Source organism: Roseateles sp. GW821-FHT09H11 (assembly GCF_059415845.1).
This window is the reverse complement of sequence record NZ_JBWKOA010000001.1, coordinates 1,114,444-1,126,928: the sequence shown is the minus strand read 5'-3', so window position 1 is coordinate 1,126,928 and position 12,485 is coordinate 1,114,444. Positions and strand designations below refer to the sequence as shown.

Annotated in this window: 13 protein-coding genes and 1 tRNA gene; all 14 read left to right on the top strand. The window is 67.2% G+C overall.

The window, feature by feature from the left end; all coding sequences use genetic code 11:
• Positions 1-19 precede the first annotated feature (19 nt).
• On the top strand, positions 20-541 hold the full coding sequence (hscB, locus tag AC07PR_RS04615) for a Fe-S protein assembly co-chaperone HscB (RefSeq protein WP_377155467.1): 522 nt from the start codon (positions 20-22) through the stop codon (positions 539-541).
• A gap of 55 nt (positions 542-596) precedes the next feature.
• Positions 597-2,465, top strand: a complete 1,869-nt coding sequence (gene hscA, locus AC07PR_RS04610) for a Fe-S protein assembly chaperone HscA (protein ID WP_377155466.1) — start codon at positions 597-599, stop codon at positions 2,463-2,465.
• A 58-nt stretch (positions 2,466-2,523) separates the two neighbouring features.
• Positions 2,524-2,862, top strand: coding sequence for an ISC system 2Fe-2S type ferredoxin (fdx, locus tag AC07PR_RS04605; RefSeq protein ID WP_067273474.1), 339 nt, complete (start codon positions 2,524-2,526; stop codon positions 2,860-2,862).
• A gap of 12 nt (positions 2,863-2,874) precedes the next feature.
• Entirely contained in the window at positions 2,875-3,933 is a 1,059-nt protein-coding gene (gene tsaD / locus AC07PR_RS04600) for a tRNA (adenosine(37)-N6)-threonylcarbamoyltransferase complex transferase subunit TsaD (protein WP_377155465.1), read from the top strand.
• Complete coding sequence (locus AC07PR_RS04595) at positions 3,933-5,264, top strand: branched-chain amino acid ABC transporter substrate-binding protein (protein ID WP_495134560.1); 1,332 nt, start codon at positions 3,933-3,935, stop codon at positions 5,262-5,264. Before tsaD ends, AC07PR_RS04595 begins: the two co-directional genes overlap by 1 nt.
• Before the next feature lie 187 nt (positions 5,265-5,451).
• Positions 5,452-5,721, top strand: a complete 270-nt coding sequence (rpsO, locus tag AC07PR_RS04590; RefSeq protein WP_067273461.1) for a 30S ribosomal protein S15 — start codon at positions 5,452-5,454, stop codon at positions 5,719-5,721.
• 283 nt (positions 5,722-6,004) lie between these two features.
• Entirely contained in the window at positions 6,005-8,143 is a 2,139-nt protein-coding gene (pnp, locus tag AC07PR_RS04585) for a polyribonucleotide nucleotidyltransferase (RefSeq protein WP_377155463.1), read from the top strand.
• 28 nt (positions 8,144-8,171) lie between these two features.
• Positions 8,172-9,158, top strand: a complete 987-nt coding sequence (locus AC07PR_RS04580) for an NAD(P)H-quinone oxidoreductase (RefSeq protein WP_495134559.1) — start codon at positions 8,172-8,174, stop codon at positions 9,156-9,158.
• 48 nt (positions 9,159-9,206) lie between these two features.
• Positions 9,207-9,947 (top strand): triose-phosphate isomerase, encoded by a 741-nt coding sequence (tpiA, locus tag AC07PR_RS04575; RefSeq protein WP_495134558.1) that lies wholly within the window; start codon positions 9,207-9,209, stop codon positions 9,945-9,947.
• A 34-nt stretch (positions 9,948-9,981) separates the two neighbouring features.
• Positions 9,982-10,374, top strand: a complete 393-nt coding sequence (gene secG, locus AC07PR_RS04570; RefSeq protein WP_377155460.1) for a preprotein translocase subunit SecG — start codon at positions 9,982-9,984, stop codon at positions 10,372-10,374.
• Positions 10,375-10,508: 134 nt separating this feature from the next.
• A tRNA-Leu gene (locus AC07PR_RS04565) sits at positions 10,509-10,593 on the top strand.
• A gap of 264 nt (positions 10,594-10,857) precedes the next feature.
• Positions 10,858-11,217: an NADH-quinone oxidoreductase subunit A gene (locus AC07PR_RS04560; RefSeq protein ID WP_067273444.1), complete on the top strand. Its 360-nt coding sequence runs from the start codon at positions 10,858-10,860 to the stop codon at positions 11,215-11,217.
• A 173-nt stretch (positions 11,218-11,390) separates the two neighbouring features.
• Positions 11,391-11,867: a NuoB/complex I 20 kDa subunit family protein gene (locus AC07PR_RS04555; RefSeq protein WP_067273441.1), complete on the top strand. Its 477-nt coding sequence runs from the start codon at positions 11,391-11,393 to the stop codon at positions 11,865-11,867.
• 20 nt (positions 11,868-11,887) lie between these two features.
• Positions 11,888-12,484 (top strand): NADH-quinone oxidoreductase subunit C, encoded by a 597-nt coding sequence (locus AC07PR_RS04550; protein WP_297526090.1) that lies wholly within the window; start codon positions 11,888-11,890, stop codon positions 12,482-12,484.
• The last annotated feature ends 1 nt before the right edge of the window (position 12,485 follow it).

Below are 12,485 nucleotides of genomic sequence, written 5' to 3'. Positions count from 1 at the left end.
TCGCGCCGAGCGTGAGTTCATGAAACTCGACGACGACGACTTCATCCTGTTCGGCTTGCCGCAGCGCTTCGCGCAGGACGGCGCCGAGATCGCCGAGCGCTGGAAGGCGCTCGCGGCCAAGGTGCATCCGGACCGCTTCGCCGCCGACGGCGCGGCGTCGCAGCGTCTGGCGATGCAATGGGCGCTGCGCGTCAACGAGGCGCACCAGCGCCTGCGCGATCCGCTCAAGCGCGCTTCCTACCTTTGCGAACTGCGCGGCGCGCCGATCCAGGCCAACGAGAACACCCGCATGCCCGCGGCCTTCCTGATGGAGCAGATGGAGTGGCGCGAGTCGCTCGACGAGGCGAAGACGCCCGACGCGATCCTGGCCATCGACAAGCAGGTCGCCGATCGCGAACGGGCGCTGCTGGCGCAGGCCGGCCGCCAGCTCGATGACGAGGACAACGCCGCCGGCGCCGCCGAATCGGTGCGCGCGCTGATGTTCCTGACGCGTTTCCGCTCGGACATCGACCATCGGCTGGATGCGCTCGAGCCTTCCTGAACCCGGCATCCGATTCGACATTCGATTCGACCTTCGAAGAACAAGACAACACACCATGGCCCTGCTGCAAATCTCCGAACCCGGCGCGTCGCCCGATCCCCATCAGCGTCGCATCGCGGTGGGCATCGACCTCGGCACGACGCATTCGCTGGTGGCGGCGATGCGCCACGGCGTCGCCGAGTGTCTGCCGGACGAGCAGGGTCGCGTGATCCTGCCGTCGGCCGTGCGCGTGATGCCGGAAGGCCGCCGCCAGTTCGGTTACGAGGCGCTCGCCGCGCAGGCCGAGGATCCGGAGAACACCATCGTCTCGGTGAAGCGCTTCATGGGGCGCCGGCTCGACGACATCGCCAACCGCGACAAGCTCCCCTACCGCTTCGAGGACACGCCCGGCATGCTGAGCGTGGTCACCCGCGAGGGCCTGAAGTCGCCGGTCGAAATCAGCGCCGAGATCCTCGCCACGCTGCGCCAGCGCGCCGAGGACACGTTCAACGACGACCTGTTCGGTGCCGTCATCACGGTGCCCGCGTACTTCGACGACGCGCAGCGCCAGGCGACCAAGGATGCGGCCCAGTTGGCGGGCCTGAACGTGCTGCGTCTGATCAACGAGCCCACCGCCGCCGCGATCGCCTACGGGCTCGACAACGGCAGCGAAGGGCTCTACGCCGTCTACGACCTGGGTGGCGGCACCTTCGACATCTCGCTGCTGCGCCTGACGAAGGGCGTCTTCGAAGTGGTGGCCACCGGCGGCGACGCGCAACTTGGCGGCGACGACTTCGATCGCCTGCTGGCCGACTGGGCGCTGGCGCAGGCGGGCTTGAGCGTCAGCAGCGCGGCGGACAAGCGCCGCGTACTCGTCGCCGCGCGTGAGGCCAAGGAAGCGTTGACCGATCACGAGCGCGTGACGCTGAGCGCCGCGCTGGATGCCGGCGCGCTGAGCGTCGAGGTCTCGCGCGGTCAGTTCGACGAGCTGGCCCAGCCGCTGGTCAACAAGACACTGCTGGCCGTGCGACGCGTGCTGCGCGACGCCAAGGTCACCGCGGATGAGGTCCAGGGCACGGTGATGGTCGGCGGCTCGACGCGCATGCCGATCGTGCGTCGCGTCGTCGGCGAGCTGTTCGGTCGCGAAGTCCTGACCAATCTGAATCCGGACGAGGTCGTTGCGCTCGGCGCTTCCGTGCAGGCCAACCAGTTGGCCGGCAACAGCGCCGATGGCGAGATCCTGCTGCTGGACGTGATTCCGCTGTCGCTCGGTCTGGAGACGATGGGCGGCCTGGTCGAACGCATCATCGAGCGCAATGCCACCATCCCCGTGGCGAAGGCGCAGGACTTCACCACCTTCAAGGACGGCCAGACCGCGCTGGCGGTGCACGTGCTGCAGGGCGAGCGCGAGCTGGTGAGCGAATGCCGCTCGCTGGCGCGTTTCGAGCTGCGCGGCATTCCGCCGATGGTCGCCGGCGCCGCCCGCATCCGCGTGACCTTCCAGGTCGACGCCGACGGCCTGCTGAGCGTCTCCGCGCGCGAGCTGGGCTCGGGCGTCGAGGCGGCGGTGCAGGTCAAGCCGAGCTACGGGCTCTCCGACGACCAGATCGCCACGATGTTGCGCGAGGGCTTCGCGAGTGCCGAGGGCGACATGGTCGCCCGCAAGCTGCGCGAGGCGCGCGTCGAGGCCGAGCGGATGATCCTCGCGACCCAGTCCGCGCTGCGCGCCGACGGCGACCTGCTCAGTGACGCCGAGCGCGCCGAGATCGCCGCGCTGCAGACGGACCTGCTCGCCAAGGCGCAGGCCGACGACGCGGTCGCGAACGCCGATGCGATCGATGCCGCCGTCGAGGCGCTGGCCAAGGGCACCGAGGCCTTTGCCGCCGCGCGCATGAACCGCGGCATCCAGCAGGCCCTGACCGGCCGCAGCATCGATCAGGTCTGACCGCAAGCCGACGCCCAGCCGGACAAGCTCAGCTCGCCAGCCTCAAGGACACCTCCCCATGCCCGTCATCAAGATCCTTCCCCATCCCGAATACGCGCCCGAGGGCAAGTCGATCGAGGCCCCCTCGGGCACGACGATCTGCGAGGCGATGCTCGACAACCACATCGACATCGAACACGCCTGCGACCAGGTCTGTGCCTGCACGACCTGCCACGTGATCGTGCGCGAGGGCTTCGCGTCCCTGTCCGAGATGGAGGAGAACGAGGAAGACATGCTGGACCGCGCCTGGGGGCTGGAGCCCAACTCGCGCCTGTCCTGCCAGGCCATCCTGTCCAACAAGGACGTGACGGTCGAGATCCCCAAGTACTCGATCAACCACGCCAAAGAGAACCATTGAGCGTCTGAGCCCATGCGCGTCCTCGGCATCGAATCCTCTTGCGACGAAACCGGCGTGGCGCTGGTCGACGCGTCCGGCGATGGCGTGCCGACGCTGCTCGCCCATGCGCTGCACAGCCAGATCACGATGCACCAGGCCTACGGCGGCGTCGTGCCCGAGCTGGCCTCGCGTGACCATATCCGCCGTGTGCTGCCGTTGACGCGCGAAGTTCTTGCGAGCGCCGGCCTGTCGTTGGCGGATGTCGACGTCGTCGCGTACACGCAAGGTCCCGGCCTGGCTGGCGCGCTGCTGGTCGGTGCGGGCGTTGCCGCCTCGCTGGGCGTCGCGCTTGATCGGCCGGTGATGGGCATCCATCACCTCGAAGGGCACCTGCTGTCGCCGTTCCTCTCGGCGGACCCGCCGGAGTTCCCGTTCGTCGCGCTGCTGGTGTCCGGGGGGCACACGCAACTGATGCGCGTCGACGACGTCGGCAGCTACGAGCTGCTCGGCGAGACCATCGACGACGCCGCTGGCGAAGCCTTCGACAAGTCGGCCAAGCTGCTCGGGCTGCCGTATCCCGGTGGTCCCCATCTGTCGAAGCTGGCGGAGCAGGGGAATCCGGAAGCCTTCGCGCTGCCGCGCCCGCTCATGCACAGTGGCAAGCCGGACTTCAGCTTTGCCGGCTTGAAGACGGCGGTGCTGACGCAAGTCCGCAAGCTCGAGGCGCAGCCCGGCGGCATCACCGAGTCGCAGCGGGCCGATCTCGCGGCCTCGACGCAGGCCGCCATCGTGGAGGTGCTGGTCAAGAAGGCGTTGCTGGCGCTGAAGGAGACCGGCCTGAAGCGCTTGGTCGTGGCAGGCGGCGTCGGCGCGAACAGGCGCTTGCGAGAGCAGTTGGATGCAGCCTGCGAGAAGCGCCGCGTGCGCGTCCACTATCCCGAGTTGCACCTGTGCACGGACAACGGCGCCATGATTGCCCTCGCGGCCGGACTGCGTCTGCAGCGCGACATGGCGAACCTGACGCGCGATGGTGGCTTCGAGGTCAAGCCGCGCTGGGACCTGTCGCAGCTCGCCAGCCCTGCGCAGCTGTGATGCGCTGGACGAGGAGGGCGGCGGTCGCGCTGACCGCTGCGACGGTTGTCGCTTCCGCGCTTGCCGCAGGTGTCGTGCTCGCTCAAGTCGCCCCGGCCGCCGCCGTCCCGACTGTCCCGGTGACGCCTGCCGCTCCGATCCGGCTCGCCTTGATCGAGGGGCTCTCCGGTCCGCTCGGCAACGGCGGCGAGGCTGTCTTCCGCAATCTCATCTGGGCGACCGAGCGCGTCAACGCGCGTGGCGGCGTGAAGCTGCCGGGCGGCGCGCGCCGTCTGGAGATCGTCCGCTTCGACAGCAAGGGCTCCGTCGAGGAGTCGCTGTCGATGCTGCGCGCGGCGACGGACCAGGGTATCCCGGTGGTCCTCCAGGGCAACAGCTCGGCCGTTGCGAGCGCGCTGATCGGCGCGCTCGACAAGCACAACACCCGTGAGCCCGACCGCCGCGCGTTGTTCCTCAACTATGCGGCCGTCGACCCTGCGCTGACCGGTGCGCAGTGCAGCTTCTGGCACTTCCGTTTCGACGCCCATACCGACATGCGGCTGGCTGCGCTGGTCGAGGTGATCGCCCAGGATCGGAATCTCAAGCGGCTCTACCTGATCGGGCAGGACTACAGCTTCGGCCAACACCTGCGAGAGCAGGCGAGGGCGATGCTGGCGCAGCGTCGTCCGGACCTGCAGATCGTCGGCGATGAACTCCACCCGCTCGGCCGCGTGAAGGACTTTCTTCCGTACGCGACGAAGATCCGCGCCAGTGGCGCCCAGGCCGTGCTCACCGGCAACTGGGGCAACGACCTGACGCTGCTGATCAAGGCGGCCAAGGACATCGGCCTCGATGCACGCTTCTACACGTTCTACGGCAACGCGCTGGGGGTGCCCGGCGTGCTGGGCGAGGCGGGCGTCGACCGTGTGCTGGCGGTGGCGGAGTGGCATCCGAACGTCGGCACCGTGGACTCGGAGCGCTTCTATGCGACCTTCCGCCAGCGCTTCCCGAAGCCGGAGCACGACTACCTCCATGCGCGCATGCAGCTGATGGTCGAGATGCTGGCCGCCGCGATGGAGAAGGCCGGCAGCACCGATCCGAAGGCGGTCGCGCTGGCGCTGGAAGGTTTGAGGCTCGATGGTCGGCCGCTCGGCGTGGCTCACCAGGGCTGGATGCGGCCGTCGGATCACCAGCTCCAGCAGCCGCTCTACGTCAGCGTCATGCGCCGCGCCGGCGAAGCCGGCACGCCCCACGACAACGAGGGGTCCGGCTACGGCTTCCGCACGCTGCGCTTCCTCGATGCGGCGCAGGCGGAGCAGCCTTCCAGCTGCCGGATGAAGCGGCCCTACTGAAAGGTATGGTTTGCGGCTATACTCCCAGGCTGTCCTGTCAGGTTCGTCCTGGCGGCGGCAATCAGCACGACACGGGTCGGTTTCACCTGTGATCGCAAGTCCAACCTCGGAAACCGTCTGCGCACCTGACGCCTTCACTGGCCATGCCGGCGGACCTTCCGAATCATTCCGGAACAAGGAACGCATCATGTCCAGCTTCGACCAAAACAAGGCCGAGATCGTCAAGGCCAACGCGCGCAGCGCCAACGACACCGGCTCGCCGGAAGTCCAAGTCGCCCTGCTGACCGCGCGCATCAACGAGCTGACCCCCCACTTCAAGCTGCACGCCAAGGACCACCACGGCCGCCGCGGCCTGCTGAAGATGGTCAACGCGCGCAAGAGCCTGCTGTCCTACCTGAAGAAGAAGGACGCCGACCGCTACACCGCCCTGATCCAGAAGCTGGGTCTGCGCAAGTAATCGGCGCATGAAAGCAAAGAGCCTGATTGGTCTGACTCCAACAGGCTCTTTGTCGTTTCTGCGTGCCGTCGGCCGGAGTGTTCCGGCAGGCGGCCCGACCGGTCCACGGACCGGTCGGACAACGGAGTTGAACTGACGTGGCGCCGATGTGTCATTCCAAAGCGTTTGCCGGTGGCAGCCGGACAGGCAGCCGCTCTGGAATGGCATCCCGCCAAACCCAGTTTCACTCCCGGTCTCTGTGCCGCACCGCAAGCGGCGCATCCCTGAACTGAGGAGAACTCGAATGAGCATGTTCAACAAGGTCGTGAAGACCTTCCAATGGGGCCAACATCAAGTCGTGATGGAGACCGGCGAAATCGCCCGTCAGTCCTCCGGCGCCGTGCTGGTGAACATCGAGGACACCGTGGTGCTGGCGACCGTCGTCGCCAAGTCCTCCCCGAAGGCCGGCCAGGACTTCTTCCCGCTGACCGTCGACTACATCGAGAAGACCTACGCCGCCGGCAAGATCCCCGGCAGCTTCTTCAAGCGTGAAGGCCGCCCGAGCGAGCTCGAGACCCTGACCTCGCGCCTGATCGACCGCCCGATCCGCCCGCTGTTCCCGGAAGGCTTCTTCAACGAAGTCCAGGTCGTCGTCCACACGGTGTCGCTGAACCCTGAAGTCCAGGCCGACATCGCCGCCCTGATCGCCACCAGCGCCGCGCTGGCCATCTCCGGCATCCCGTTCAACGGCCCGATCGGCGCCGCCCGCGTGGGCTACGTCAACGGCGAGTACGTGCTGAACCCGGGCAAGACCCAACTGATCGACTCCAAGCTGGACTTAGTCGTCGCCGGCACCGAAGCCGCCGTGCTGATGGTCGAGTCCGAAGCCGACCAGCTGAGCGAAGACATCATGCTGGGCGCCGTGACCTTCGGTCACGACCAGGGCAAGGTCGCCATCGCCGCGATCAACGAACTGGTCCGCGACGCCGGCAAGCCGTCGTGGAACTGGGTCGCCCCGGCCAAGGACGAGGCCTTCATCGCCAAGGTCACCGCCCTGGCTGAGGAAGACCTGCGCGCCGCCTACCAGATCCGTTCGAAGCAGGCCCGTACCGAGGCCTGCCGCAGCGCCTACTCGAAGGTCAAGGCCGCCCTGACCGCCGAAGGCACCGCCTTCGACGGCGTTGAAGTCGACGGCCTGCTGTTCGAGATCGAAGCCCGCATCGTCCGCGGCCAGATCCTGGCCGGCGAGCCGCGCATCGACGGCCGCGACACCCGCACCGTCCGCGCCATCGAGATCCGCAACGGCGTGCTGCCGCGCGCCCACGGTTCGTCGTTGTTCACCCGCGGCGAAACGCAGGCGCTGGTCGCCGCGACGCTGGGCACCGACCGCGACGCGCAGACCATCGACGCGCTGGCCGGCGAGTACTCCGAGCGCTTCATGCTGCACTACAACATGCCCCCGTTCGCCACCGGCGAAACCGGTCGCGTGGGCAGCCCCAAGCGCCGCGAAATCGGCCACGGCCGTCTGGCCAAGCGCGCGCTCGTCGCCGTGCTGCCGACCAAGGAAGACTTCCCGTACTCGATCCGCGTGGTCTCGGAAATCACCGAGTCCAACGGCTCCTCGTCGATGGCTTCGGTCTGCGGCGGCTGCCTGTCGCTGCTGGACGCCGGCGTGCCGCTGAAGGCGCACGTCGCCGGCATCGCGATGGGTCTGATCAAGGACGCCAACCGCTTCGCCGTGCTGACCGACATCCTGGGCGATGAAGATCACCTGGGCGACATGGACTTCAAGGTGGCCGGCACGACCTCGGGCATCACCGCGCTGCAGATGGACATCAAGATCCAGGGCATCACCAAGGAAATCATGCAGGTCGCCCTGGCGCAAGCCAAGGAAGCCCGCCTGCACATCCTGGAAGCCATGGTCGGCGCGCAAGGCACGGCCAACGCCGAGATCTCGCAGTTCGCGCCCCGCCTGTACACGATGAAGATCAATCCGGAGAAGATCCGTGACGTGATCGGCAAGGGCGGCGCGACCATCCGCGCGCTGACCGAAGAGACCGGCACGCAGATCGACATCGGCGAAGACGGCACGATCACGATCGCGTCGACCGACGGCGCCAAGGCCGAGATCGCCAAGAAGCGCATCGCCGAGATCACCGCGGAAGCCGAGATCGGCAAGGTCTACGAAGGTGCGGTCACCAAGATCCTGGACTTCGGCGCGCTGGTCAACATCCTGCCCGGCAAGGACGGCCTGCTGCACATCAGCCAGATCGCGCATCAGCGCGTCGAGAAGGTCACCGACTTCCTGAGCGAAGGCCAGATCGTCAAGGTCAAGGTGCTCGAGACCGACGAGAAGGGCCGCATCAAGCTGTCGATGAAGGCGCTGCTGGACCGCGATGCGGCCCCGGCCGCTCCGTTCCACGGCGAAGGCTCGGCCGAGTAATCGGCGAAGCAGCCCGGCAGCTCACGTCATGAAGGCCATCGCCATCACCCAACCCGGCGGACCGGAGGTCCTGCAGCTGATCGAGCGCGCCGACCCCGCCGCCGGGGCTGGCGAGTGCCTGATCCGCGTGCAGGCTTACGGCATCAACCGTCCGGACGTCCTGCAGCGCAAGGGTGCCTATCCGGCGCCGGCCGGTGCCAGCGATCTTCCAGGTCTGGAAGTTGCGGGCACGGTCGAGTCGGGGGATGTCCAGGCGCTGGCCGCCGCCGGCCTCCAGGTCGGCGACGCGGTCTGCGCGCTGGTGGCGGGTGGTGGTTATGCCGAGCTCTGCGTGGCGCCGGTGGCCCAGTGCCTGCCGGTGCCGAAGGGCTGGAGCATGGTCGAGGCGGCGAGCCTGCCGGAGACCTTCTTCACTGTCTGGAGCAACGTCTTCGAGCGTGCTCGCCTGCAGCCTGGCGAAAGCCTGCTGGTCCACGGCGGCAGCAGCGGCATCGGCGTGACGGCGATCCAGCTGGCGAAGGCGCTGGGCTCGACGGTGCTGGTCACCGTCGGCAACGCGGACAAGGCGAAGGCCTGCCTGGCGCTCGGCGCCGACGTCGCGATCAACTATCGCGACCAGGACTTCGTCGAGGAAGTGAAGACGGCGACGGACGGTCGCGGCGTCGACGTGATCCTGGACATGGTGGCCGGCAGCTATGTCGCCCGCAACGTGCAGTGCCTGGCCGACGACGGCCGTGCCGTGATCATCGCGGTGCAGGGCGGCGTGAAGGCGGAGTTCGATGCGGGTCAGGTCTTGCGCCGCCGTCTGACGATCACTGGCTCCACGCTGCGTCCGCGTCCGATCGCGTTCAAGGCGGGTATCGCTCGTGCCTTGCGCGAACGCGTGTGGCCGCTGCTCGAGTCGCGGGCGATCTCGCCGGTGATCTTCAAGCAGTTGCCCGCGTCGGAAGCCGCCGCGGCGCATGCGCTGATGGAGTCGGGCGAGCACGTCGGCAAGATCGTGCTGAGCTGGTGAGCGGTCCGCTCATCCGCAGGATTTTTCGGATTCAAGGGAGTTGATCTGATGCGCAAGAAACTGGTGGTCGGCAACTGGAAGATGCACGGCACCCGTGCGTCCAACGCCGTGCTGCTGGCGGGCCTGAAGGAAGCGGGTCCGTGGAACGCCCAGGTCGCCGTGTGCGTGCCGTTCCCGTACATCACGGACACGGCGCTGGCGCTGACCGGCACGCAGGTCGCCTACGGCTCGCAGGACGTGTCCACGCACGAGCAGGGCGCCTACACCGGCGAGGTGTCGTCGGCCATGCTCGCGGATCTGGGTTGCCGCTACGCGATCGTCGGCCACTCGGAGCGCCGCGCGTACCACGCCGAGAGCGACCAGCTGGTGGCCGACAAGGCCAAGGCCGCGCTGGCGCACGGCGTCGCGCCCATCGTCTGCGTCGGCGAAACGCTGGCCGAGCGCGAGGCGGGTCGCACCGAGGAAGTCGTCAAGCGCCAGCTCGCGGCGGTCATCCACACGCTGACGCACTGCATCGGCGAGATCGTGGTCGCCTACGAGCCGGTGTGGGCGATCGGCACCGGCCTGACGGCCACGCCGGAGCAGGCCCAGCAGGTCCACGCGCTGCTGCGCCAGCAACTGCGCGCGGCCACGCAGAAGGCCGATCAGATGCAGATCCTGTACGGCGGCAGCGTCAAGCCCGACAACGCCCCCCAACTGTTTGCGCAGCCGGACATCGACGGCGGCCTCATCGGAGGCGCCGCGCTGAAGGCGGCCGATTTCGCGGCGATCTGCCGCGCTGCCGGCTGATGCCCGGCGTTCAAGGTTCCTGGAGAAAATAGCAATGCAAGTGATGATGAATCTGGTGCTGGTGCTGCAACTGCTCGCAGCGCTGGCGATGATCGGCCTGGTGCTGGTGCAGCACGGCAAGGGCGCCGACATGGGCGCGTCGTTCGGCAGCGGTGCCTCGGGCTCGCTGTTCGGCGCCACCGGCAGCGCGAACTTCCTGTCGCGCTCGACGGCCGTCGCGGCGACCATCTTCTTCGTGTCGACGCTGGCGCTGGCCTACATGGGCAGCCATCGTGACGGCGGCATCGGTTCGGGTCCGTCGGCGGGCGAGCAACTGCTCGAACGCGCCGCCGTGCCGTCCGCGCCGGCCTCGGCCGCGGTGCTGCCTGGCGCGTCGATCGCTCCGCAAGCGGCGCCGTCGGCTGCCGCATCCGGCGCCTCGAACTGACAGAGGTGGGCGGCAAGCGCAAGCACCTCGACAAAATTGCTTTGGTTTCCTTTTGGGGCTCAGAAAGCACTATAGAATTCGAGGCTGTCTGAAACGCGAGCCGTCAAGACAAGGTCACTGAAAGGTGACGACAAGCCGACGTGGTGAAATTGGTAGACACGCTATCTTGAGGGGGTAGTGGCGAAAGCTGTGCGAGTTCGAGTCTCGCCGTCGGCACCAGAATAAATCGGCCTGCCATGGTCTTCGCGATCTAGCCGGAAAGCCGGATCGAAGGTGATCAAGCAGGTCGTAGGACTCAGGAAATCCCAGCGCACATCCCGTGTGCGAATTTCCGGAGGACAAGGCGGGCGCGGTCCGTGAGCGATTGGATAATCGCTGGCGGCGCGCCCGTTGCTTTTGCCGAATCGTTGGTCGGCCCTGGCCCGCCAATCTTCGGTGACACGTCGGGAATTGGTTTTCCCGGCCATAAAACGAGAGCAAGTCGTGAGCCTGGAACAATACCTGCCCGTCATCCTTTTCATCCTGGTCGGTTGCGGAGTGGGTATCGCCCCGCAAGTACTGGGCTTCCTGGCGGGCCCGCGTCGCCCTGACGCGGCAAAGAACAGCCCCTACGAATGCGGCTTCGAGGCCTTCGAGGACGCGCGCATGAAGTTCGACGTGCGCTACTACCTCGTCGCCATCCTCTTCATCCTCTTCGATCTGGAAATCGCCTTCCTGTTCCCGTGGGCCGTCTCGCTGCGCGAGATCGGACCGGCAGGCTTCTGGGCGATGATGCTCTTCCTCGGCATCCTGGTGGTGGGCTTCGCCTACGAATGGAAGAAGGGCGCGCTCGACTGGGAGTGACGACCCGATGGGCGGATCCGCGATGACGCGCCGGATCCGTGAATGCTTCAGGACACGGCGCCCGTTTCGGGCGCGTGTCCGTTAGGGAAGGGCGACGCGTCAACGCGGCGTTAATGCAACGTCCGCAGTCACGAAGTTCCTTCTCCGCTGATCTCGAAAGATGGGAATTCGATATGGGTAACGAAGGCGTAATGAAGGAAGGCTTCATGACCACCCAGCTGGACAAGCTGGTGAACTGGTCCAAGACCGGTTCGTTGTGGCCGATGACCTTCGGTCTTGCCTGCTGCGCGGTCGAGATGATGCACGCGGGCGCCGCCCGCTACGACATCGACCGCTTCGGCATGCTGTTCCGTCCCAGCCCGCGCCAGTCCGACCTGATGATCGTGGCCGGCACGCTGTGCAACAAGATGGCGCCGGCGCTGCGCAAGGTCTACGACCAGATGGCCGAGCCGCGCTGGGTGCTCTCGATGGGCAGCTGCGCGAACGGCGGCGGCTACTACCACTACAGCTATTCGGTCGTGCGGGGCTGTGACCGCATCGTCCCGGTCGACGTCTATGTCCCGGGCTGTCCGCCGACCGCCGAGGCGCTGCTCTACGGCATCCTGCAGCTGCAGGCCAAGATCCGCCGCGAGAACACCATCGCTCGCTGAGCAGAAGCAGGCAGACCCCCATGACCATCAAACTCGACACCCTGCAGGCGGCCCTGCACAGCGTGCTGGGCGACCAGATCGTCGCGTTCAAGCGCGAGCTGGGTGAAATCACGATCACCGTCGCGGCCAAGGACTACTTCAACGTCGCCAAGCTGCTGCGCGACCACTCCGAGCTTCGCTTCGAGCAGCTGATCGACCTGTGCGGCGTGGACTACTCCGCCTACAAGGACGGCGCCTACGAAGGCGCGCGTTTCGCGGTCGTCACCCACCTGCTGTCGATCAACAAGAACTGGCGCCTGCGCCTGAAGGTCTTCGCGCCGGAGGACGACTTCCCGTCCGTCGCCGCCGTGACCCCGATCTGGAACGCCGCCAACTGGTTCGAGCGCGAAGCGTTCGACCTGTACGGGATCATCTTCGAAGGCCACGAGGACCTGCGCCGCATCCTGACCGACTACGGTTTCATCGGCCACCCGATGCGCAAGGACTTCCCGGTGACGGGCCATGTCGAGATGCGCTACGACCCCGAGCAGAAGCGCGTGATCTACCAGCCGGTGACCATCGAGCCGCGCGAGATCACGCCGCGCGTGATCCGCGAAGACAACTACGGGGGCCTGTGAG